The organism is Pedobacter boryungensis (assembly GCF_013204825.1).
GTDB lineage: Bacteria > Bacteroidota > Bacteroidia > Sphingobacteriales > Sphingobacteriaceae > Pedobacter > Pedobacter boryungensis.
Genome location: NZ_JABMKV010000004.1, coordinates 1 through 24210, shown reverse-complemented (window position 1 = coordinate 24210; position 24210 = coordinate 1). Strand labels below are relative to the sequence as shown.

The window sequence follows — 24210 nt, the reverse complement described above, 5'->3', positions numbered from 1 at the left end:
AGATGAACACAGAGGTAATACAGATTAATAAAAATGCATGCATAACATGTCAGGTAGAATTTACGCTGTCTTTTAGGCCTTTAATTGCTTATTTAAAAAGCAGATTAAAAACTGAACAGACATTAAAAGCTGAATTTTACCGATTTTTATTAGAGAAGATAGAACGTGAGGAAGCATTACAAAATGATATTAAAGCAGAAGATTTAGTAAAATATAAAGATACGCTCGAACTTATATTTACCATTTTAACTCCATTAATGGCAAATGAAAAAGATTTATTTTGGGCTTTAAGTACACCTGTACCAGATAAAATTTTTTTTAGCACAGATTCATTTCATGAGTTTTTATCCTTACATGCAGAGCAGAAAAAGCAAAATAAGGATGTTGTGGATGAAACTTCTAAAGAGAAACAACAACTGCAATTTATTTATAGAATGATATTGGATAGGTTCTATAATTATACCTCTATCTTTAAAAATGAGATTTTATACGCCTACACCAATCCAGAAACACATTTAACTACTTATTACAATATCAATGCAGATACTCAATTTATAGATATAAAGTATGAGGGAGAATTACCAGAATTAAATTTCGAATTATTAACCATACATATACAAGAGGGAAATGAAATTGAATTATTACAAAAGCTAATTCCACTAAGCAAATTTAAATTCGATGGATTTACCGTAATTTCTTTGGCAGATGTTACGCTTCAACATGCTATTGATGGTATTCGCGATGCATTAGTTAACCACACCTATGAAAATGAAGCATACGAACATGTAATTCAGGCCTTAAAAACTTTAGTAGGTGATGGTCATATTGAGTTTGGATTATTGCCATTTTTAATGGTAAATAACAAATTTGTTTTTGATAGTCATCAAAACTCACAAAGTATTTTACTTGATTCTGCTAAGAAATATGATCTCGAAGAGGAAACATTTTATAGTTTAGTTAATGAGTATAAAGATAACCCAAGACCAGTTTTTTTCAATAATTTAGACAGTGAAAAAATAGAAAAATTTCCATTTTTAGATGTATTGCAAAAAAATGGCATTCATTCTTATTCATTTGTACCAATTTTTTATAATAGTCAATTGGCTGGTATTATGGAGATTTATTCACTTCAACCCTTAGAAGTGAATGAAAAGCTATTATCAAGATTACATTCGGCTTTACCACTTTTAGGGCAACTGCTACAATACAGAATTGAAGAATTTAATACGAGAATGGACAGCGTATTAAAAGATAAATTTACTGCATTACAGCCATCTGTACAGTGGAAATTTAATCAGGTAGTTTGGGATTTTATAAAAAATAGTAAAGGCAAAAAGAAAACTCAAGAAATAGAAACAGTTACATTTAAAGGTCTGTATCCATTATTTGGTGCAATAGATATTCGTAATTCTACAGTTGAACGGAACTATGCGTTAAAAGAAGATCTTAAAATACAATTAGATATTTTAAGTGAAACATTAACTAATTTAAGAAATATTATTCCCTTAGATTTAATTGATAAAATTCTATATAACTGTAAGGATTGGATTAAGAAAATAGACGATTTTATTAGTTCAAGTGAAGAAGCATTACTAAATGAATTTCTTGAATTGGAGGTATATCCAATGCTTACCCATATCGAAAAAGGGCATCCGCAAGCAAAAGAAATTGTTCAAAATTATTTTAATAGCATTAATTCAGAAAAGGGCGTTGCTTTCGAACATAGAAGAACCTTAGAAACTTCAATGCAATTTATTAATACTGCAGTAAGTGAGTATTTAGAAGATGCACAACAAACTTTGCAAAACTCATATCCGTGTTATTTTGCTAAGTTTAGAACTGATGGTGTGGAATATGATATTTATATAGGACAAGATATCGCACCAGATGTGCCATTTGATTTATTGTATTTAAAAAATATTCGTTTATGGCAACTTACAGCAATGGTGGAAGTTGCTCGTTTAACAAATGGCTTGGTGAGTCAAATGCCAAGAGCTTTACTAACTACTCAGCTAATATTTATCCATTCTAATCCAATAGATATTAGTTTTAGAAACGACGAAAGAAGATTTGATGTTGAAGGAGCCTACAATATTCGTTACGAAGTAGTTAAGAAAAGAATTGATAAAGTATTAGTAAAAGGTACAGAAGAAAGATTAACTCAGCCTGGTAAAATTTCATTGGTTTATTTTAATGCTTTTGAAGCAAATGAGTATTTAGAATATATTAAATACCTGCAAGAGCAAGAGTTTTTACAAGATGATTTAGAAATGCTAGAACTTGAAGAATTACAAGGCGTAAGTGGGTTAAAAGCATTAAGAGTGGGTGTTAATTACATGTCATGCGATTTTTTTGATGAACAGTGGACTAAACTTAAAGAATCCATTAAAAATAAATCTGCTAAAATAGGAACAAAAAAAGTTAAGCAGGTATAAAATCACGATCAAAAATTCTGCAGTCATTTTCAAGATGGAAATGAAATATAGTAATAGTTAATATGGCATTATAAAATTTCTAATACTTTAAAATTTTATCTATTAGGGAAAAATTTTAAGTGATAACTTAGGTTTTTAAAAAAAAAATTATTACTTTTTGCTTGTAGAAAATCTACTAACTACACCCTAGCTAACTTACTATTAATGAAAATTTTAATTGCAGAGGACGAAGAGCTAACCCTCAAAACTTTAGAATTAAGGCTAAAGAAAGATGGACATGAAGTGATCCTTGCAAGAGATGGGCGAGAGGCTATAAGTAAAATACAAGAAAACCTACCCGATTTAGTCATATCGGATATCATGATGCCTTATGTTTCTGGATTAGAAATTATAGCAGAAATAAAGGAAAATCTCTCAGATCATAAAATTTCAATTATTATTCTTTCTGGTATGGGTCAAGAAGATATTGTTTTAGAAGCATTTCAGCTTGGTGCAGATGATTACATTACAAAGCCGTTCAGCCCAAATGAATTAACAGTTAGGGTTAGAAGATTTGATTTGATGAAAGCAAGATGATTTATCTTGAAATTATAACCATAACTTTTTTGAGTATTGCATTGCTCATGGTCTGCTTTATCATGATTAATTTAACGATAAGAAAAAGCAGACGAAATAAATATGCTAAATGGAAGCTTATGGCTGACTTGTTAATCAGGAATGCAATTTTTTCTGAACAAGAGGAAAATGCAGACGATAATCCATTTCCAATTACTGGTAGAACCACCAAAATGCTGTCTAACAAACATTTTAAGAGGTTACTAACCAAAGAATTGATATCTGCAAAAAAGAACATTTCAGGAGCTTCCGCCATAAATTTGAAAAAGCTTTACATCCAGTTGCATTTAAATGAAGATGCATTAGCCAAGCTAAATAGTAGTGAGTGGCATGTTAAAGCTCAGGCCATACAAGAGCTTGGTATAATGGAGCAAAAGGAATACCTCAATAAAATTTACAGACTTACAAATAATAAAAATGATTTAGTAAGGATGGAAGCTCAAACTAATATTGTTAAGCTTTATGGCTTCAAAGGACTTAGATTCTTGGATGTAATTTCATATCAGCTTACAGAATGGCAGCAGATTGCTTTATTAAAAGAACTTTCAATGCTTCCTCCAGAAAATTTTAATAAAATTGAAAAGTGGCTTAAATCTAAAAATACTAGTGTAATAGCATTTGCACTTAAATTGACAAGAACTTATCACAGATTTGAGCTTTACGATCAAGTAATTGAATGCTTAAGTCATGAAAATGAAGAAATTAGATTTGAAGCTATTTATACGCTAGAAAAAATTTACAACATTGATACAGCCGATGTTTTATTAGAAAGATATGAATACGAAACCTTAAAAAATCAAAAGGCAATTGTTAGTGTGATGCAAAATATTGCTTCTGATGAAAGCATACCAATGTTAATAAGCTTTTTAAATCAGGGAGATAATGATTTAAAGCGAATGATAGTTCGCACTGTTGCTCATATTAATACATCAAGTTTACTTCAGTTAAAAGAATTACAGACTGCTCAAGAATATCCTTTAGAGCAAATTATTAAACAAATTGAAGGAGAGATAAAATGAGTTGGCAGTCCATCGTTGTAGATACATTTACAAACATTATTTTAGTTTATTCTTTGCTGCTTTTAAGTCTTTATATCTTTATTGGCTTATATTCAATTGGGGAAGTAAGAAAGCATTTGCTCAAAAATAGTTTCACTGATTATAGAGCTTTGGCAAGTTCATCATTAGCACCAAGCATAAGTATTTTAGCTCCAGCCTACAACGAAGGTGCAAATATCATCGAAAACGTAAGATCGCTCTTGTCCATTTACTATAATAATTTAGAGGTGATTATTATAAACGATGGCAGTAAAGACGATTCGCTAGAAAAATTGATAAATGCCTATAGTCTATATAGAACGGATCATTTTGTAAACCAACAAATACAAACTAAAGCAGTTCGAGGGGTTTACAAAAGCAGTAAAAAAGTTTATCGCAAATTAATAGTAGTTGATAAAGAAAATGGTGGGAAAGCTGATGCACTTAATGTTGGAATTAATATTTCCCAAAAGGATTACATTGTTTGTATAGATGTAGATTGTATTTTAGAACAAGATGCACTCCTTAAGCTTGCAAAACCATTTTTAGAAACCACATCGCACCGAATTATTGCAACTGGTGGTGTAATTAGGATTGCAAACGGATGTAAAATTGAAGATGGTAGATTGGTGCAAGTAAATTTGCCACATGAATTTTTACCAAGAGTACAAACTTTAGAGTATATCAGGGCATTTCTATTAGGTAGGATGGCTTGGAGTAGATTAAATGGATTGTTATTGATTTCAGGGGCTTTTGGTGCATTTGATAGAGATATTGTAGTAAAATGTGGTGGCTATAACCACAATACCGTTGGTGAAGATATGGAGCTTGTGGTGCGAATGAGAAGGTATATGGAGGAATTGAACTTGCCTTATAAAGTAAAGTTTATACCAGATCCTTTATGCTGGACAGAAGCACCTGCAACTTTCAAAATATTAGGTAGACAACGTAATAGATGGACTAGAGGGACTATTGAAACACTTCAAATGCATAAAGTGATGTTCTTTAATCCTAAATATGGATTATTAGGAATGTTAAGTTATCCTTATTGGTTCTTCTTTGAATTTTTAGCGCCTATCATAGAGTTTGTAGGAATGGCATGCTTCTTAATTTTGGCGCTGTTCGGTTTAACTTATTGGCGCTTCTTTTTTGGTTTACTAGGAATGGTTTTTAGTTTCGGAATAATGTATTCTTCTTTTGCTATTTTAATGGAAGTATTAACATATAACCAGTACAAAAGTAAAAAAGATATATTACGGCTATTTTTAACCGCACTTTTAGAACCATTCCTATTCCATCCCTTTGGAGTTTGGTCTGCAATAAAAGGAAATATTGATTTATTAAGAAAAAAGAACTCGTGGGGCGAAATGACTAGACAAGGTTTTACAACCGCTAAAAATTCTAAGAGTTAATTATGAAAAACAAAACAATTCATTCATATAACCTAATAAGAGTATATCAAGCAAGTCAAGCATTTGCAAAAGTGATGATTGTTTGGCTGGGTATTTTATTTTTACTCAGTGTTTTAGAGTTAATCTTAAACGGCATAACACGTCAAATTCCGCCACGTTTATTTGCTGTTTTAGGGTGGTCATGGTTAATGGATATTATTTTTTGGTTAAAATGGATTTGGCTAGAATATTTAATTTTCGTACTCATTTATTTCTATTCACAAAAAGCCGCTTACGCAATTAGTTATATTGTGTTAACCGTACTTGCAATAGCCCAACTTGTTTTAATGGGCTATTTTAATACCTCATTAGTGCCATTAGGAGGCGATTTATATGGTTATTCTATTGCGGATATTAAACAAACTATTGGTGCATCAGGCGGATTAAGTATAGGTATTTCTATAGGTTTTTTAGTCGTTGTAGTTGGTGTTATCATCGCATTTCGCTTTTTACCTAAAAAAGTTAATGTCAATTCTAAAGTCGGTATGTCATTGCCTATTTTGTCGTTCTTGTTATTATTTATTCCAATCAACAGTTATATTGGACTTCCTAATCTAGATTCAGATTTTTCTAATAACTTGGTAATCAATAAATCTGATTATTTCTTTAGCGCAAGTTATGATCATTTCTTTCCGCAAAGTGAGGAAGTTGATATTTACGCGGATAATTACATTGGCGATTATGAAAATGGAAATACAACTACAGTAGCTTCGTTTAATTACCTAGACGAAAATGAATATCCATTTTTACATACTGATGAAACACCAGATGTATTAACTCCTTTTTTAAAACCAAATGCTAAACCTCCGCACATTGTAATTTTGTTAGTTGAGGGCTTAGGTAGGGCATTTACTAATGAAGGAGCTTATCTAGGTAATTTTACTCCTTTTATTGATTCATTGTCGGGTAAAAGTCTGTATTGGAAAAATTTTTTAAGTGAAGGCGGACGTACTTTTGCTGTTTTACCATCATTGATAGGTTCATTGCCTTTCGCAAAAAATGGTTTCTTAGAAATGGGTAATCAAATGCCAAACCATTTATCGTTATATAGTTTACTTAAGCATAACGGGTATCACACTTCTTTTTATTATGGAGGGGATTCTAAATTTGATAATATGAATGCTTTCTTAAAAAAGAACGCTGTTGATGAAATTAATGATGAATTTACATTTCCAAATGGTTATCAAAAACTTCCTGCTCATAATGGATTTACTTGGGGATATACTGATGATCAGTTATTTAATTATTACTTAAATACTAGAAAAGCTGAAGTGGAAAAAGCGCCAGAGCTAAATGTAATTTTAACTGTTGCAACTCACAATCCATTTTTTATTAATAACCAAGACAAGTATTTGAAACTATTTGAGCAACGAATGGACCAATTGAAGTTTGATGATTCGAAAAAATCAGATTATCGAAATTACAAATTGCAATATTCAAGTATCATGTATACAGATGAATCCTTAAGAAACTTTTTTGCGAAGTACCAAAAAAGAAGTGATTATGCGAATACCATCTTTTTCATAACAGGAGATCACCGAATGCCAGAAATTCCAATGAGCAATAAGATTGATCGTTATCATGTGCCTTTAATTATTTATTCGCCTATGTTAAAACGTACTGCACAAATGGAATCTATATCTACACATTTCGATATCACTCCAAGTATATTAGCTTACCTAAAGAAAAATTTCGCCATTAAAACACCTGCAGTCGTAAGTTGGTTAGGCCAAGGTTTAGATACTGCTCGTAATTTCAGAAATGTACATAGTTACCCTATGATACAAACGAAAACAGATATGTTAGACTTTGTAATGGGCGAATATCATTTGAATGGAAATACTTTATTTAAGTTAAATAATGCAATGGAAGAAGTTTCTATACAAGATGAAGCAGCTTATAACCAATTAAAAAATGCATTTGATAACTTCAAAAAGAAGAATTCTAAAATTGCGAACGGAGGTAAAATAGTTCCAGATTCTTTAATTAAAAAATATAGTCCACTTATAAAATAGTGTACTATCTCTTTTTAGCGGTTTCATCTTTTAGAATTGTAGTTAACATAGGTCGATAAAAGTTCCAAAAGAAACTTTTACGTTCCATCGGATCTTGCGTATCAAACATTAAAAACTTGAAAAATCCTATTCCTTTAAAATAAGAAGAAGTCATAGTTATCGGATTATCACAGAAATCACCAGAAAAATAGTAAAATTGATAGTCAGCAGCATTGTGCATTAATACAGCTGGGAAACTTTCTGGAATACCGTATTTCTTTAATTCAATTTTCCCGCTCTGGTTAAGATAAATCTTAAAATCAGCTACACGCTCATTCACCTTTTGATCAGGAACTATTACATCAAACCAAAATGGATATTTGATTTTTTCTGGTAAAGAGAATTTATCCTGTCCATGTTTTGAACTCACGATATAAGGCAGTGGATTAGTTAAATGAGTACTATCTTCTAAAATAACTACCTGATCTAAATCACTTACAAAAGCAATTCCAGAGCGTTTAAATGGCCATTTTTTATCGTTAGCTGCTTTATAGTTTTGTACTAGCCATTTAGGTAATTCGGTATTAACAGCTGTATCTAAACTGTTAAAATAACGAGCAGTCCAACCTGTCCAGTGCATTCCAAAAAGCTGTTCAAATCGATTTCTATTTTCTACAGTAGTTGGAGAACCTATTGTATTAAATTCTGTGATAATAAGCTTGTGCTTAGCTTTCATCATTTCTAAAAAATCCAGATCATTTTTGCTAAGCCCTCCATATAATATACCAGAACTTCTTTCCGAATTATGTTCATTGTACCATTCTTTCTTATAAATACCATACGTATCGGTAAAATAAGCTAGGTTAGCATCATCACTTAATTGCTTAAGTTGATTATTGTTAAAACGCTCTAAACCCTTTAGCCTAAATTTCTCTTTATCCTTCGGGAAAAATCCAAAATAATCATCACCAACATGATATCTTTTTTTACTCGTTTTGGTTAGTTTTTCATGATTTAGAATCCAATCCAAAGAAATATGTTCCTGCCCATCTCTTGTTAAAACTGTTTTATCAACAATGGCAACAACCAATTTTGTTTTTGGTGTCAGAAACCAAACAATCAACATTAATACTGGGATGGCAGGTATGAGCCACAAAATCAATAACCATTTGTTTTTTTTCATAAGAATTAGAATCTCCTCAAGTAGCCAATACCAAAATCTAACTGATTACCTTTTGTATCTTTTAAGTATTCTTGGTTATCGTAACCTACTTTCAGCATTAGTACATTAAAGGTTTTAATAGATTTTCTATATCCTAATGAGATATTATTAGATTTTAATCGGTAGTTATTTGAGTTAAGAAGTACATTATTCTGATTATCATCTGGAGATAAACCGGTTCCAAGTGCTAAACTCACATAATCATCAACACCACCAAAATAATAACGCGTTGTTAATGCATAAGATTGAGAAACAGCGTTGTTTGAAGGAGTTAAATAGGTGCGGAAGTTAAACCAAAAGCTCTTGTAATATTTGCTAACAGATGCTGTATAAATCCAAGTGTTATCACTAAAATGCAAAAATCTGAAACCAGCCTCTGCTTCAAAACTGAGAGGTAAATTAGCATAAAGTGAAAACCCACCTCTATACTTAGGGAAAACTCCAACTGTATTAGAAACTCCACCGCTTACATATGCATAAAAAGTATTTGAAATGCGTGGATACATGTCAAGTTCAAATTGATATCCATTTGTATTAAATCTATTAGCATAGTTTACCCTGCCAATAATTGATCCATACTTAGTTTGTCTGCCGTAATCAACACTTATCAAATGCCAAGGATCATCAAATTGTTTATCAAAATAAATATAATCATAACTTAAACTTACTTTGTTTTTCGCACTATTCTCTTTAATTCTACTTGCCAAAGAGCGAGCCTCAGTTAACGAAGGATTCTTTTTCAAAACTTCACTTACCACTTCATCTGCTTCTTGCCAACGTTTTAAATCATTTAATACTTTTGCTTTTAGTAACGCTAACGGTTCAGAAGTAGGGACATGTTTAAGTCCATCGTTTACAACACTTAATGCTTTCTCAGAGTTATCATTCCAAAATTCTAAATTTCCTAAGCCAACATATGCATCTTCATAGTTTGGTTGTTTAGCAATTACTTCATTAAAAGCCAAACGAGCACTATCTGGTTTTTTCGTCCAAGTATATAAACGACCTAAAAAAACACGTATATCTGCATAATCAGGGCTTCCTTGCAAAGCAGTTTTACTTAAAGCAATAGCTTTTGGATAATTACTTTCATCAAATGCTGCTTTACGAGCCTGGGCAAAAAGATCATCAGCAGATTGTGCTTTTACACATATAGCAACAGAGCTTAACAGTATAAGTACAAAAATAGATACACTAAATTTCATAGTTGTCTTTAATATTTAGGGATGCATTTAAAGATAATTAAAAAAGCAAAAAATGCAAGATAATTAACCAAATAAAGGTTTATAGTTTAATTGGTAAAGTTGGGAAATTCTTTTGATAGGATGGATAAAAATCAATAAGCTAAATTTAATTTTTAAAAAAATCCCTATAAAAGCTTTTAATGGCACTTTCGAATTATCTGACATAAATATGATATGCATTTTTAAAAGTGTTTATACATTTGCTTAACGGTGTTAGATTATTTATAGCACTTAACTTATAAATGGGAAGTAAAGAAAGAATTCAGCGTCAGAAAGAAGATACTCGTAAGAGTATTTTAGATGCTGCTTTACAAATTGTAAAACAAGAGGGTTGGGCTGCTTTAAGTATGCGCAAAATTGCTGATGTAATTGAATACACAGCCCCAATTATTTACGAATATTTCTCTAATAAGGAAGGTATCTTATTTGAATTAACCAGACAAGGTTACATGCATTTAGGAGTAAAAGTAAAAGCTGCTAGAGATAGCAAAACGGATCCAGAGGAACAATTGGAAGCCATGTGGTTAGCTTATTGGGATTTTGCTTTTGAGGAAAAGGAGTTTTATCAATTAATGTATGGAGTACAGGTTAACTGTTGTGAACTCTATACTAAAATGCCTGAAGCAGAATACACAACGGATTTGTTTTATGATGCAATTGAAAAATTACTGACGAAACAACCTGTCTCAGAAGATACATCGTGCTTAAAATATTATACTTTCTGGTCTTTAATACATGGATTAGTATCTATTAATTTAGTTCAAAAAGGCGCTAATGATGAAATTAATCAGCAAATTTTAAGAAGCGCTATTAAGGCGATTATTAAAACTATTAACGACTAACCTTTTTTTTGTCCAATAATCTAACGCTGTTAGATAAATTATAAACGTTAAAAATAAACTAATAAAATCTCAATAAATATGAATAATATCTCCAAACTTGCACCATTATCTAACAATGTTAAATTATTTAACGAATGGATAATTCTATTAGTTATTACAATTGTTTTGTTTTTAGCTAGTTGCACCAATTCATCAGATCAGATGGCTGCAGCTCCTGCTCCAGCATTACCTGTTATTACAATCAGCCAAAGTTCACAACAAACATTTGTAGATTATCCAGCTTCAATACAAGGTGCTACCGATTTAGAAATTCGTCCGCAAATTGCAGGAACTATAGACAGGGTTCTTGTGAACGAAGGACAATTAGTAACGAAAGGACAATTGTTGTTTCAAATTTCAGAACTTCCTTTTAGAGCCCAATTGAATACTGCAAAAGCTGCATTGCAAGCTGCAAAGGCTGCAGTTTTAAATGCACAACTCGAAATTGATAAGTTAACACCTTTAGTTCAGGCAAAAGTAGTTTCTGCATTTCAATTACAAACCGCAAAAACTGCACACGAAATTGCTTTAGCAAACGTAGAACAAGCAAAATCTAATGTGAACAGTGCACAAATCAACTTAAATTATACTCAAATTAAAGCACCAATAAGTGGGTACATCGGCAGATTACCTAAAAAGCAAGGAAGTTTAGTTGGTCCAACAGATGTTGAATCTTTAACGCAACTTTCTGATGTTCATGAAGTGCATGTCTATTTTTCTTTAGCAGAAACAGACTTTATCAATTTTAATGCAAAATATCAGGGTAATTCAGTGGCAGATCGTATTAAACATTTACCTCCGGTTTCTTTAGTATTGGCAGATCAAACAATTTATCCTTCAACAGGAAAAATAGACATGATCGATGGTCAGTTTGATAAAACTACAGGTGCTATTACATTAAGAGCAAGCTTTGCAAATGCTCAAGGTTTATTAAGATCTGGCAATACTGGTAAAGTAAGATTAGGCATCGAACACAATAATATCTTGTTAGTGCCTCAAGCTTCTACTGTTGAAATTCAAGATAAAGTATTTGTGTTTGCAGTAGGCAAGGACAATAAAATAAGTAAGCAACCAATTAAAGTATTGGGTATAAGTGGTACTAATTATTTGGTAGAATATGGTTTAAAATCAGGTGACCAAATTGTATCAAAAGGTTTCGAAAGTTTAAAAGAAGGAGATTTAATCCAACCTGAAAAAGCAAAAGTAGTAACTGCTTATAACGCCTCAAATAAATAATAATCATTAAGATGTTCAAAATATTTCTAAACAGACCGGTTTTAGCAACGGTTATTTCTATTCTTTTAGTAATTCTAGGTGTACTGGGATTATCTAAATTACCACTACAACAATTCCCAGATATTGCGCCACCGGCAGTTCAGGTTATGGCTTTTTATCCAGGTGCAAATGCTGAAACTGTATTGCGTTCGGTTGCCCCATCATTAGAAGAAGCAATTAACGGCGTAGAGAATATGAGTTATATGAGCTCAACTGCTAGTAATGATGGCTCATTGGTAATTACAGTTTATTTTAAATTGGGTACCAACCCAGATCAAGCTGCAGTAAACGTTCAAAACAGAGTTTCTCAAGCCACAAGTCAGCTGCCAACAGAGGTTGTGCAAGCGGGTATTACAACAGCTAAGCAGCAAAATAGCTTAATTATGGTAGTAGACCTTTTCACTGATGATGAGAAAAACTACGACCAAACATTTTTAGCCAATTACGCACAAATCAACATTATTCCAGATATTAAACGTATTCCAGGAGTGGGTTCTGCAAGCATTTTTGGTGGGAATAAAGATTATTCGATGAGGGTTTGGCTAAATCCTAGTAAAATGGCAACCTACGGACTAACGCCAAAAGAAGTAATGGCTGTTATTCAAGATAAAAACTTAGAAGCTGCGCCAGGAAAATTTGGCGAAAGCAGTAAAGAATCTTTCGAATATGTAATTACCTATAAGGGAAAATTAAACAAGCCAGATGAGTATGGTGAAATGGTTATTAAAGCTAATGCAGATGGATCAGTTTTAAGACTAAAAGATTTAGCTCGAATTGAATTTGGCGCTTATTCTTACACCAACTTCACAAGGGTAAATGGAAAGCCAGGTATCAATATTGGAATAGTACAATTGGCAGGCTCTAACTCCAATCAAATACAAATTGCTATTGCAAAGCTGATGGAAAAATCTTCAAAGAACTTTCCAAAAGGAGTAAAACATTTAATCTTATATAACACGAAAAATTCATTAGATCAGTCAATTGATCAAGTAATACATACATTGATTGAGGCTTTTGTGCTAGTTTTTATTGTTGTATTTATCTTTTTGCAAGACTTCCGTTCTACTTTAATTCCTGCAATAGCAGTTCCAGTGGCCATACTAGGTACGTTTTTCTTTATGTGGATTTTTGGTTTCTCTATTAATCTACTTACCCTCTTTGCATTGGTATTGGCAATCGGTATTGTCGTTGATGATGCGATTGTGGTTGTCGAAGCGGTACATGCAAAAATGGAACATCGCCACTTAGCACCTAAAGCTGCAACTGCTGCTGCAATGAGTGAGATTACTGGAGCGATTATTTCGATTACCTTAGTGATGTCTGCTGTGTTTTTACCAGTAGGATTTATGGAAGGATCCACAGGTTTATTCTATAGACAATTTGCTTTCACCTTGGCAATTGCTATTGTAATTTCAGCAGTAAATGCATTGACTTTAAGTCCAGCTTTGGCAGCTTTATTTTTGAAAGAAATTCATCACGCAAGTGCCGAAAAGAAAACATTTAAAGAGAAATTCTTTGCAGGATTTAACTCAGGATTTGAAAAAATCACCAATCAATATACCAACACTTTGAGATTTTTAGTTCGTTTCCGTTGGTTAACCTTAGTTGGATTGGCTGCTGTAATTGTTTCTACAGCTGTAATGATTAAAAGAACACCATCAGGGTTTATTCCATCAGAAGATCAGGGTTTTTTAGCCATCTCATTATCAATGCCAGCTGGAGCATCTTTAGATCGTACAACAGATGTAATTAAACAAGCTGAAAGTTTATTAAATGGAATGGAATCTAAGCAAACCTTAATGGGCTTATCAGGTTTCAACATGCTTACTCAATCATCTAGTCCATCGTCGGGAGTATTATTTGTACTGCTTAAATTAACAGATGATAGAGGCAAAATAAAAGATATTGATGGCATTATGAACAAAGTCAGAGGTAAATTATCTGCCATTAAAGGAGCTAATTTCTTTGTCTTCACCTTTCCAACTGTTCCTGGTTTTAGCAATATCGATGGGTTAGATATGGTGTTGCAAGATAAAACAGGTGGTTCATTGGATAAGTTTAGTGCAGTCTCTAACAATTTTATCGCAGAGCTAATGAAACGTCCTGAAATCGCCTTCGCATTTACCTCATTCAAATCTGATTATCCTCAATTAGAAATGAAACTAGATGAAGTTAAAGCAGCGCAATTGGGTGTAAGCGTTAAAGATATCTTACAAACCATGCAGGCTTATTTTGGAAGTGCACAAGCATCAGATTTTAATCGTTTCGGTAAATATTACAGAGTTGTTGTACAAGCAGATAAAAATGATCGTGCGAATGCTGCGGCAATGGATGGTGTGTTTGTTAAAAACAAAACTGGAGAAATGGTACCGATTAATACTTTAGTAAAATTAGAAAGAGTTTATGGACCAGAAACAGCATCACGTTACAACTTATTTAATTCGATAGGATTAAATGCAATGACAAAACCAGGTTTTAGTTCAGGTGATGCTATCAGGGCAGTAGAAGAAGTGGCAGCGAAGCAATTGCCTGGAGGTTATGGTTATGAATTTTCTGGAATGACCAAAGAAGAACTTTCTTCTGGTGGGCAATCTGCTATCATCTTTATCCTGTGTTTATTATTTGTTTATTTCTTGTTATCTGCTCAGTACGAGAGTTACATTTTACCTTGGGCAGTAATTTTATCCATTCCAACAGGAATATTTGGAGTATTTGCTGCAATTGGCTTAACAGGAATTTCAAATAATATTTATGTACAAGTAGCACTAGTTATGCTGATCGGTTTGCTCGCTAAAAATGCCATCTTAATTGTAGAATTTGCTATTCAGCGAAGAAGAGCAGGGAAATCCTTATTATCAGCATCGTTAGAAGCAGCAAAATTAAGGTTACGCCCAATCATCATGACTTCATTAGCCTTTATTGTAGGTATGATTCCAATGATGAGAGCAGTCGGTCCATCAGCATTGGGAAATCACTCTATTAGCATTGCAGCAGCAGGAGGGATGGTTTTTGGAGTTGTATTAGGCGTATTCATTATCCCTGTATTGTTTATCATCTTTCAGTTTTTACAAGAAAAAATTACAGGCGCTCCATTAGCAGTTGAGCATGCAGAAATTCATTCGGAAAATCATGGAAACTAATCAGAATATACAAACACAAGAGCAAGAACAACCTATTTTAAGTGAGTTCTTGCCGCTAATTTCCTTGTGGTTAAGGAAATGGTACAACTAAAATATAACAAAATGAAAACAATAATAAATAGTTCTCTCGCAATTTTGCTTTTGGTGTTAAGCAGTTGTAGTCTTACAAAAGACTTTGCAACACCCATTAAAGATGTACCCGTGAATTTTAGAGGAGGAGAAACCAACGAAGATGCTAGCATTGGCTCATTACCGATAAAAGAGTTTTTTAGTAATCAAGCGATGCTGAATTTGATAGATAGTGCGCTGCTTAGAAACTTCGATTTACAAATTGCCTTAAGAAATATTGATGCAGCAGAACTGATGTTGAAAAGAGCAAAATTAGGAAACGTTCCACAATTGAATTTGCAAATTAATGCAACTTCAAACCGGCCTTCAGACAATGGTTTAAATGGATTGAGTACTTCTCAATTTTTAAATACCAACCATATCGAAGATTACAATGCAAATTTAGCGTTGACTTGGGAAGCGGATATTTGGGGTAAAATTAAAAAACAAAAAGAAGCTGCATACGCTGGATATTTACAATCTGCCGAAGTAAAAAAGGCAGTACAAACTAAAATCGTAGCAGAAGTAGCATCAGGTTTTTACCGATTATTAATGCTTGATGAACAATTAGCTATTGCAAAAAGAAATGTAGCGTTAAATAACAATACATTAAAAATGATAAAAATGCAGTTTGATGCGGGACAAGTTACCTCACTAGCCATCCAACAGGCAGAAGGACAACAATTAAGAGCAACTCAACTTATCCCTCAAATAACACAAGAAATAAGCATTCAAGAAAATGCATTAAGTGCTTTAACCGGAAAATTTCCTTCGGCTATTGAACGAGCTACAACGTTAGCACAACTGACAGTTTCAGATCAATTGGCAACTGGGGTTCCAGCAACAATGCTGAGCATTAGACCAGATGTTAAAAATGTGGAATTAGGATTAAAAATAGCGAATGCTAAAGTTGGCATTGCAAACGCAAGATTATACCCCAGCTTAGTTATTTCTGCAAGCGGCGGATTAAATTCTTTTCAAGCTAGTAATTGGTTCACTATTCCAGCTTCTTTATTCGGTGTGGTTGGTGGAGGAATCACTCAGCCAATTTTTCAGCGTAAAGAGTTAAAAACACAATTTGAATTAGCAAAAGTAGAAAGAGACCAATCTGTTTTATTATTTAGACAAGCCGTAATTGGAGCCGTGGTTGAGGTCTCAAATGAACAAGCTAAAATTGTGAACTTAAAATCTGAATATGCTATTGCTCAAGATAGAGTGAAGACATTACAATTAGCAGTTAAAAATTCAGATCTGCTTTTCAAAAGTGGTATGGCAAATTACCTAGAAGTAATTACAGCTCAAGGAAATTTATTACAAGGAGAATTAGATTTAGCATCCTTAAAAACAGCACAACTAAATGCAAGTGTATCTTTATATCGAGCACTTGGTGGAGGTTGGCAGTAATTAATTTTCTAAAGCCTTACGTCATGTTCCAGCTTGACTGGCCATCTTAATGGAAAAAATATGCATTGCTTAATGCTTTAAGATCCCCACTTGTGTTGTGAAATGACGAAAATAATATTAAAAAAAGGCTTGCAATGAAATTGCAAGCCTTTTGTATTGCTAATTATTACGAAAATCAATTAAAAAAAATAGCAAATAATAAAATAAAGATATTAGAAGTCAACACTTGGAACTAAAGATTTGTGCCATACATTTTAAAACTATTTGTAGCTTTATTTCCAAATGAAAAAATATATGTTTCCAATTTTTTTAGCAATATTAGCAGCATCAGCTACCATAGGCGCTGCAATTTGGCAAGCTCTCGAGAAGAAGGAAGCTTATAAACAGGCTAGGGCTAACCAGGTTAAGGCAGATAAAAATCAAGCTAAAGCTGAAAGCAATCAGAGAAAGGCTGATTATTATTTTCGAAAACTATTAATAGCCAATGAGGAAAACAGAAAATTAAATTTAGAAGTAAATGATAAGGCTTCTAATATAATTGAGTCAAATAATAAATTGATTCAGGCACAAGCAGAAACAATTTTAAAAATTTTCGGTTCTGGATATATTAGAATGGAAATAGGTGGATTAAAGGATGAACAATTTAAATGCTATTTAGTTAATGTTTCAAAATATCCAATATATGATCTCGAAATTGCGATTACAAACTACAACGAAGTCATAAAATGCCCATCCAAAGTAGAGAATGGAAAAATTTTAGTTTCAAATGCATGCATAGAAGCGAATACCTTTTATGTAAGACACCCTATTTTACCTGCTGATAAATCAGCTGGCATAAAATATACATTGCCTAAAGATATTACTCATTTTTTATTTACTAAAATATCATCAAGGCATAATACAACCTTTCAATATTCAATTATACAATTCGACAAAAGCAAAAATAAGACTTTGCATGCTTATAGGATATATGAAGTTGACATCAAAAATAATATAAAATTGATTGAAGATAATTCTCTCGGAATTGATGATAGTATATGGGCAAAAAATTTCCATGACGAGTCAAAATTGTTGCTGGAGTTCTAACAAGTTGCTTTATGTAATATAAAATTGATTATTCTTTCCTTAAGATATTTAAACAAAATAAAAGGATTGCAAAGTTTGTTTGCAATCCTTTTTTGTATTTCCGATGATGGCTAATTAAAGTTTGATGATCGATTTTATAATTTTGTATCTATCCATCAATAAGAATAATCTACAGGAATAGAAGTATTTAGAATAAGTATCTATTCGTTAATATTGTGGAATTTTAATTTCGAATTTGGTGCCTTTTCCTTCAATAGAACTAATCTCCATCTTGCCTTTCAAGCCATCAATTAAGTGTTTAACCATGGCTAAACCAAAGCCATAACCCTTTTCTCCTTCAGTACCATCAGAAGATGTTTGGGAACCTTTTAGAATGTTTTCAATAGATTGATCATTCATCCCAACTCCCGTATCAGTTACTACTATATTCAAGTAATAAATATTTTCAATCGTTTGTAAATCTAAATCTACTAAAACATCTCCTCGCTCAGGTGTAAATTTCATTGCATTAGAAATCAAGTTGCCTATAATTTGGAGCAATTTATTTTTGGAGAAAATGATAGTTTTATTTGACTCATTAATACGTACATCAAAATTGATATCCTTATATTTAGCTTGAGGAGTATATAACTTTAAAAGTTTCTCTTTTAGTACAACTAGATTAAAATTTTCATCTAGCAAAGGTTTAGAAATTCTTTTTTCAGATAAAATTTCATCTGCTAAATCTAAAACCGATTTACCACTAGTATGTATCAAATTAACCATTTCTAAAATATCAGAAAGTTTATTATCGTCAGCTTGATCCTGAATAATTTCAGATACACCAATAATGCCGGCTAATGGTCCTCTAATATCGTGAGCAACCTTTTTACTTGTTTCCTTTTCAACTAAAAGCTTGTTTTTAAGATCTTGAATAACTTTTATAGTATTTAATCTCGTTATAATTTCTTTGGCAATTATTTTTAAAAGCTCAATTTTCTCTGGAGTCAATTTCTTACGGTCCTTATCAAGTACACACAAAGCCCCAATGTTATGTCCAGTTTTTGTTTTTAAAGGAACACCTAGGTAATAACGTAAATTAAGTGGATTAGCCACATAAAATTTATCTTGAAAACGGGTATCTGTAGAAAGATCTTCCACTTCAAAATAATCATCTTGTGATATGGTGTATTGGCAAACAGAATCTTCCCTCGCCATTTGATCAATATCTAAACCAAAATTCGAAACCGACCATTGGGTGTATGAATCGATCAAGTTAACTAATGAAATATCAGTGCCTGAAATTTTTGCTGCTAAATGGGTAAGGTCTTTAAAAGTGCTTTCTAAATTGGAATAATCAATATCAAATTCGTATAAATTTAATATTCTATCCATTTCATTGGCAGGGATGGGATTTAAATTTGGCATTTTCTAATATTTAGTGTTCAAATATATTTACGTAAAACTAAACCTCAAAGTTTCAATCAAACAGCCTTTCTAAATAAGTAAGGCTGCTGATTGATGTGTTCCCGACGAGATTCGAACTCATATCGATGGTACCGGAAACCATAATTCTATCCATTGAACTACGGGAACAGTTATTTAATGCCTAGCAAAAATATAAAACTATTTTGGATATTAATAATTGGCTTTCTGAAAAGAAAAAGGCACTTTTGCAAAGCAATGTAAACAGAATGAAGATGTAATTTAAAATAGTGCTATGGAAGAACTGCTAGTAGACGAAATATTACAATTGTTAGAAAACGATAGTGATAGGCAGTTAAAAACCTATTTAAATGAACTGAACATTTCAGATGTAGAGCATTTAATAGACGAACTTCCACAACATGCTGTTAAATTCATTGAAACAATTTCCATCAAAAGAGCTGTTAATGTATTTCGTATTCTCGATTTCCCTACACAAGAGCGGATCATTAAAAAACTTCAAAACAATAAACTAACTGAAATCATTAGGCAATTACCACCCGATGATAGAACCGCACTACTAGGAGAGCTTAAAGGGGATGCCGTTAAAAAATTGCTCAGTTTACTCCCAGATAACGATAGAAAAGAAGCATTAAACCTTTTAGGCTACAAAGAAGATAGCGTTGGACGGTTAATGACCCCAGATTTTATTGCTGTAAAAATAGAATGGACCGTAAGCCGAGTGCTTTCACACATTCGTAGATATGGCAAAAACTCCGAAACCATAGATGTGGTTTACGTTATTGATAAAGATGGAGTTCTTTTAGATGATATTCGGATAAGAGAAATCCTTCTTGCAGACCCAGAAGTTAAAATAGCCGAGCTTACAGATAATCGTTTAATTGCGCTAAAAGTAAACGACCCACAAGAAGAAGCGATTAATGTCTTTAGGATGAATAATAGGGTAGCTCTACCTGTAATTGATGACCAGAATATCCTTTTGGGTATTGTAACCATTGATGATATTTTGTGGATTGCCCATGAGGAATACACCGAAGACATGCACAAAATAGGGGGTACCGAAGCCCTAGATGAACCTTACCTAGATATACCAATTCTTAGACTTGTTAAAAAAAGAGCAAGTTGGCTTATTGTTCTTTTTCTTGGCGAAATGCTTACCGCCACTGCAATGCAACACTTCGAAATAGAGCTCGAAAAAGCAGTCGTACTTTCCCTTTTTATACCATTAATTATGAGTAGCGGTGGTAATAGTGGTTCACAAGCCTCAACATTAATTATACAAGCTATGGCCTTAGGTGAAGTAACCATCGCCTCATGGTGGCGAGTAATGCGTAGAGAACTAATTTCAGGATTATTACTTGGTTTGATACTCGGTACCATTGGTTTTATCAGGATATCTGTGTGGCAAAATCTTCATCTTTATGATTACGGAACACACTGGTTTCTAATCGCATTAACTATATTTTTCACTCTAATCGGTATCGTACTTTGGGGTAGTTTAATTGGCTCTATGATGCCAATTATTATGAAACGTTTAAAGCTCGATCCAGCTACCTCATCTGCACCTTTTGTGGCTACAATGGTAGATGTAACTGGAATTGTAATTTACTTTAGTATTGCCGTTTTAGTATTAAAAGGTATATTATTGTAAAATTTCCAACTCTCTATTTTATAGCTCGTCATACCCAACTCGATTTATGGGAATGTTGAACATCTTACATCCCAAACCACAAACATTACCAAGAATGACATACGGCCTTGTAGCATCCCCAAGGGGAAAGCATTCAAACTTATGCAAATACTTTAATAAACCACAACCTAAGACAGAAAGCAGTTCGATCCTTCATCGAACCTTTTTCTGTCGCTTTAAAAGTTTGGATAGCTTAATCCGAGAGATGATACACAGCCTTGATCTTTTGTTTCTTTTCTATCAAGAGAAAAGAAAGAGCCCTTGCGGCGGTGAGCTAAAAAAGAAAATAGATCCTTAGCTATGCTCTGGATGACAAACAAAAAAAAGCCATCCTTTCGAACAGCTTTCCATTTATTTTTATAACCTAAACTTACACGTTAAATCTAAAGTGCATAATATCGCCATCTTCAACAACATAAGTCTTACCCTCAACACCTAACTTACCAGCCTCTTTACATGCAGCTTCAGAACCAAGTGTGATAAAATCATTGTATTTAATAACTTCAGCACGAATAAATCCTTTTTCGAAATCTGTATGGATCACACCAGCAGCTTGCGGTGCAGTAAAACCCTTGGTTATTGTCCAAGCTCTAACTTCTTGTAAACCAGCAGTAAAATAAGTATATAAATCAAGTAAACGATATGCAGCTCTAATCAATTTATTTACACCAGATTCTGTTAAACCTAAATCGGCCAAAAACTCCTGACGTTCTTCGTAGCTATCCAATTCTGCAATTTCTGATTCAATTTTAGCAGAAATAACTAAAACCTCAGCATTTTCATCAGCTACGCTAGCTTTAACTAAATCCACATATTTATTACCATTAATTACCGAAGCTTCATCTACATTACATACGTACATTACTGGCTTTTGAGTAAGTAAACCTAAATCTTCAATAAAATCGAAATCGTCTTTTTCAACTTTTGCAGTGCGGATAGATTTTCCAGTTTCTAAATGAGCCTTAAAAACAGAAAGAATGTCGAAAGTTCTTTTGGCTTCTTTATCAGTTTTAGCCATTTTTTCCACTTTCTGAATACGTTTAGTAACTGTGTCTAAATCTTTTAACTGCAACTCAGTATCAATAATTTCTTTATCACGAATAGGATCCACAGAACCGTCTACATGGATTACATTACCGTCATCAAAACAACGTAAAACATGGATAATTGCACTTGTAGCTCTAATATTCCCTAAAAACTGATTGCCTAAACCTTCACCTTTGGAAGCGCCTTTAACTAAACCGGCAATATCTACAATTTCAATAGTATTTGGTTGAACTTTATTTGGTTTTACCAATTCTGCAAGCTTAGTTAAACGATCATCTGGTACGGTAATTACACCAATATTTGGTTCAATAGTACAGAAAGGAAAATTTGCAGCCTGTGCTTTTGCGTTTGATAAACAGTTAAATAAGGTCGATTTACCTACATTTGGTAAGCCAACTATACCACATTGTAATGCCATTTATATCTTAGATTTTAAAATTTACGATTTCACTCTTAAAGGGCGCAAAGATATTAATATTTATTATGTTTATCTTTGAAAATCAACATAAAGACCCTTAAAATGGAAAACTTAGAACAAACCAATGATGCAAATGAAAAAATCACTTTAATAGTAAGTGAAGAAATGCGCAGCTATATTTATGAAATTGCCAAATGGGCAGGATTTTTAGCTATTGTAGGTTTTGTTTTTACTGGTATCATGATTATTGGCGCATTTACGATTGGAGCCGCTATGAATACAAGTCCTGAGATTATGCTGATGGCAGGACAGATGGGTAAATTTGGCAGTATAGCCTTTACTGCAATTTGCCTGCTATATGCTTTTGCAGTTTTTTATCCAAGCTTACTGTTGTTTAAATATTCTACTAAGGCAAAACATGGCGTACTCTATGGGGACCAAATTAATTTGGATGATGCCATGAGTAAACTGAAATCTCTTTTTAAATATTGGGGCATATTAACCATTATTTTCATTAGCCTATATATGTTGTTAATTGTTTCTTCAATAATGAATCATCAAGTCTAATTAATAATATTTTTCCATTCCGTCAGCAGGTTTCCAATCAGATTTTGGTTCGAAATAATGCCATAAAGTTTTACTAAGTTTTCTTATCAGCGTGGTGCCTTCATTAGTGTGTGTCCATGAAGTATCTTTTTGGTTTTTTGTAGCAATGCAAAATACATAATCGCCATGTGGTGCATTTACCAAAACTACTTCCGAACGGGCTTCGTCTACAGCGCCAGATTTTGATGCGGCTTGCACATACGGAGGTATTTCAGACAATGCCTCTTTGTCAAAATAAATGCGAATTAAATTTCGATAAATACGTTCTGAAGCTGCGGGACTAATCATTTTTCCATCGCGAATAAGTGTTAACAGTGTTGCCATTTCTCTAGGTGTAGTTTGCCCCCAACCATATTGCTTGCGATTTGACTCTCTTCCTGGTGTTCTAGAATTTACACGGGTATATTTTAACCCATTTTGCTCCATTAACTCATTTATAGCTGTTCCTGTTCCTGCCAAACTTTGGCTCCATAAACTTGCAGTATTATCGCTTGTGGTAATCATTAACATTAAAACCTTGCTCAGCCAAATTTTTTCCCCATCCTTAAATGAGCCTAAAATATCTTCACCAGCATATAATAAACTGTCTCGATAGGTTAATTGTGCTTGATAACTGAGTTCACCTTTTTCTATTTTATTTAAAATACCACAGGTGATTGGTACTTTGACCATGCTTGCCGTTGGGAAAATAGTATCTGCATTAAAACTGGCAGTTTTACCTGTTTTTAGATTTTTAACGTACATGCCCACATCACCATTAAAACCTTTGGCCAACTCTGCTAACATTTTAGTGAGTTTGATATCTGTTTTTTCTTCTTGAGCAAATAGATGAGTGGCAATAAAAGTTAAAATTAACAGCAGTTTAAATGATTTCATGGCTAAGTATTTTTGATTAACGAATATAATAACTCAGTTCATTATTTTTAATAAAAAAGCATATGTTCTCCGCTCGTCATTTCGACTGAAGTGCAGCGCAATGGAGAAATCTTTTAGTTGGGTTAAAAGATTTCTCGGCTTCGCTCGAAATGACGTATAGGGAGAAAAGGTAATAGCTTAGTTACTTATCGTCCTTTCGACTGGAGTGCAACGCAATGAAGAAATCTTTGGGTTGGTAAAGTGATTAACCTGCCCT

General features: G+C 32.9%; 17 protein-coding genes and 1 tRNA gene. 12 read left to right on the top strand and 6 right to left on the bottom strand.

The features are described from left to right. The first annotated feature begins 2 nt into the window (after window positions 1–2). The 5 genes from HQN85_RS14495 (at window position 3) to HQN85_RS14475 (ending at window position 7553) form a co-directional block, all read left to right on the top strand. Entirely contained in the window at window positions 3–2435 is a 2433-nt protein-coding gene (locus tag HQN85_RS14495; RefSeq protein WP_173273574.1) for a GAF domain-containing protein, read from the top strand. A 204-nt stretch (window positions 2436–2639) separates the two neighbouring features. Continuing rightward, the gene (locus HQN85_RS14490; RefSeq protein ID WP_173273572.1) at window positions 2640–3011 is read left to right on the top strand and encodes a response regulator transcription factor; all 372 of its coding nucleotides are present in this window, start codon (window positions 2640–2642) and stop codon (window positions 3009–3011) included. Between the two features lie 119 nt (window positions 3012–3130). Next, window positions 3131–4069 carry a HEAT repeat domain-containing protein gene (locus tag HQN85_RS14485; protein ID WP_173273571.1) on the top strand — a complete coding sequence of 313 codons (939 nt, stop codon included), beginning with the start codon at window positions 3131–3133 and terminating at the stop codon, window positions 4067–4069. Then, window positions 4066–5499 carry a glycosyltransferase family 2 protein gene (locus HQN85_RS14480; protein ID WP_173273570.1) on the top strand — a complete coding sequence of 478 codons (1434 nt, stop codon included), beginning with the start codon at window positions 4066–4068 and terminating at the stop codon, window positions 5497–5499. The genes HQN85_RS14485 and HQN85_RS14480 overlap by 4 nt, the downstream gene beginning before the upstream one ends. Before the next feature lie 2 nt (window positions 5500–5501). Then, on the top strand, window positions 5502–7553 hold the full coding sequence (locus HQN85_RS14475) for an LTA synthase family protein (RefSeq protein ID WP_173273569.1): 2052 nt from the start codon (window positions 5502–5504) through the stop codon (window positions 7551–7553). A gap of 4 nt (window positions 7554–7557) precedes the next feature. Here HQN85_RS14475 and HQN85_RS14470 read toward each other — a convergent pair whose 3' ends face one another. Together HQN85_RS14470 and HQN85_RS14465 are read right to left on the bottom strand one after the other, a co-directional pair. Next, window positions 7558–8715, bottom strand: a complete 1158-nt coding sequence (locus HQN85_RS14470) for a hypothetical protein (RefSeq protein ID WP_173273568.1) — start codon at window positions 8713–8715, stop codon at window positions 7558–7560. Window positions 8716–8720: 5 nt separating this feature from the next. After that, window positions 8721–9959 carry a YaiO family outer membrane beta-barrel protein gene (locus HQN85_RS14465; protein WP_173273567.1) on the bottom strand — a complete coding sequence of 413 codons (1239 nt, stop codon included), beginning with the start codon at window positions 9957–9959 and terminating at the stop codon, window positions 8721–8723. 281 nt (window positions 9960–10240) lie between these two features. Between HQN85_RS14465 and HQN85_RS14460 the strand changes: the two genes are divergently transcribed. From HQN85_RS14460 to HQN85_RS14440, 5 genes are all read left to right on the top strand, one after another. Beyond that, entirely contained in the window at window positions 10241–10840 is a 600-nt protein-coding gene (locus HQN85_RS14460) for a TetR/AcrR family transcriptional regulator (RefSeq protein WP_173273566.1), read from the top strand. Between the two features lie 78 nt (window positions 10841–10918). Further along, window positions 10919–12115 carry an efflux RND transporter periplasmic adaptor subunit gene (locus HQN85_RS14455; RefSeq protein ID WP_173273565.1) on the top strand — a complete coding sequence of 399 codons (1197 nt, stop codon included), beginning with the start codon at window positions 10919–10921 and terminating at the stop codon, window positions 12113–12115. Between the two features lie 11 nt (window positions 12116–12126). Then, window positions 12127–15294 carry an efflux RND transporter permease subunit gene (locus HQN85_RS14450; RefSeq protein ID WP_173273564.1) on the top strand — a complete coding sequence of 1056 codons (3168 nt, stop codon included), beginning with the start codon at window positions 12127–12129 and terminating at the stop codon, window positions 15292–15294. 102 nt (window positions 15295–15396) lie between these two features. Continuing rightward, complete coding sequence (locus HQN85_RS14445) at window positions 15397–16806, top strand: TolC family protein (protein WP_173273563.1); 1410 nt, start codon at window positions 15397–15399, stop codon at window positions 16804–16806. A 282-nt stretch (window positions 16807–17088) separates the two neighbouring features. After that, window positions 17089–17892, top strand: coding sequence for a hypothetical protein (locus HQN85_RS14440; RefSeq protein WP_173273562.1), 804 nt, complete (start codon window positions 17089–17091; stop codon window positions 17890–17892). A 207-nt stretch (window positions 17893–18099) separates the two neighbouring features. Here HQN85_RS14440 and HQN85_RS14435 read toward each other — a convergent pair whose 3' ends face one another. Both HQN85_RS14435 and HQN85_RS14430 read right to left on the bottom strand, forming a co-directional pair. Next, window positions 18100–19299, bottom strand: coding sequence for a GAF domain-containing sensor histidine kinase (locus HQN85_RS14435; protein WP_173273561.1), 1200 nt, complete (start codon window positions 19297–19299; stop codon window positions 18100–18102). Between the two features lie 96 nt (window positions 19300–19395). After that, window positions 19396–19467 (bottom strand) — tRNA-Arg (locus HQN85_RS14430). Window positions 19468–19591: 124 nt separating this feature from the next. Between HQN85_RS14430 and mgtE the strand changes: the two genes are divergently transcribed. Further along, a complete protein-coding gene (gene mgtE, locus HQN85_RS14425) occupies window positions 19592–20968 on the top strand; it encodes a magnesium transporter (protein WP_173273560.1) in 1377 nt (458 codons plus the stop codon). A 409-nt stretch (window positions 20969–21377) separates the two neighbouring features. On the opposite strand, the gene ychF is transcribed toward mgtE, so the two are convergent. Continuing rightward, complete coding sequence (ychF, locus tag HQN85_RS14420; RefSeq protein WP_173273559.1) at window positions 21378–22472, bottom strand: redox-regulated ATPase YchF; 1095 nt, start codon at window positions 22470–22472, stop codon at window positions 21378–21380. A 102-nt stretch (window positions 22473–22574) separates the two neighbouring features. Between ychF and HQN85_RS14415 the strand changes: the two genes are divergently transcribed. Continuing rightward, entirely contained in the window at window positions 22575–23039 is a 465-nt protein-coding gene (locus tag HQN85_RS14415) for a hypothetical protein (protein ID WP_173273558.1), read from the top strand. Here the strand turns inward: HQN85_RS14415 and HQN85_RS14410 are convergent, their stop codons facing one another. Next, window positions 23040–23954 carry a serine hydrolase gene (locus HQN85_RS14410; protein WP_173273557.1) on the bottom strand — a complete coding sequence of 305 codons (915 nt, stop codon included), beginning with the start codon at window positions 23952–23954 and terminating at the stop codon, window positions 23040–23042. Window positions 23955–24210: the final 256 nt, after the last annotated feature.

Coding starts and splice junctions, on each gene's coding strand:
- mgtE (WP_173273560.1), top strand. CDS start 19,592: ATGGAAGAACTGCTAGTAGACGAAATATTACAATTGTTAGAAAACGAT.
- HQN85_RS14435 (WP_173273561.1), bottom strand. CDS start 19,299: ATGCCAAATTTAAATCCCATCCCTGCCAATGAAATGGATAGAATATTA.
- HQN85_RS14415 (WP_173273558.1), top strand. CDS start 22,575: ATGGAAAACTTAGAACAAACCAATGATGCAAATGAAAAAATCACTTTA.
- HQN85_RS14485 (WP_173273571.1), top strand. CDS start 3,131: ATGGCTGACTTGTTAATCAGGAATGCAATTTTTTCTGAACAAGAGGAA.
- HQN85_RS14470 (WP_173273568.1), bottom strand. CDS start 8,715: ATGAAAAAAAACAAATGGTTATTGATTTTGTGGCTCATACCTGCCATC.
- HQN85_RS14440 (WP_173273562.1), top strand. CDS start 17,089: ATGAAAAAATATATGTTTCCAATTTTTTTAGCAATATTAGCAGCATCA.
- HQN85_RS14465 (WP_173273567.1), bottom strand. CDS start 9,959: ATGAAATTTAGTGTATCTATTTTTGTACTTATACTGTTAAGCTCTGTT.
- HQN85_RS14480 (WP_173273570.1), top strand. CDS start 4,066: ATGAGTTGGCAGTCCATCGTTGTAGATACATTTACAAACATTATTTTA.
- HQN85_RS14460 (WP_173273566.1), top strand. CDS start 10,241: ATGGGAAGTAAAGAAAGAATTCAGCGTCAGAAAGAAGATACTCGTAAG.
- ychF (WP_173273559.1), bottom strand. CDS start 22,472: ATGGCATTACAATGTGGTATAGTTGGCTTACCAAATGTAGGTAAATCG.
- HQN85_RS14475 (WP_173273569.1), top strand. CDS start 5,502: ATGAAAAACAAAACAATTCATTCATATAACCTAATAAGAGTATATCAA.
- HQN85_RS14450 (WP_173273564.1), top strand. CDS start 12,127: ATGTTCAAAATATTTCTAAACAGACCGGTTTTAGCAACGGTTATTTCT.
- HQN85_RS14490 (WP_173273572.1), top strand. CDS start 2,640: ATGAAAATTTTAATTGCAGAGGACGAAGAGCTAACCCTCAAAACTTTA.
- HQN85_RS14495 (WP_173273574.1), top strand. CDS start 3: ATGAACACAGAGGTAATACAGATTAATAAAAATGCATGCATAACATGT.
- HQN85_RS14455 (WP_173273565.1), top strand. CDS start 10,919: ATGAATAATATCTCCAAACTTGCACCATTATCTAACAATGTTAAATTA.
- HQN85_RS14410 (WP_173273557.1), bottom strand. CDS start 23,954: ATGAAATCATTTAAACTGCTGTTAATTTTAACTTTTATTGCCACTCAT.
- HQN85_RS14445 (WP_173273563.1), top strand. CDS start 15,397: ATGAAAACAATAATAAATAGTTCTCTCGCAATTTTGCTTTTGGTGTTA.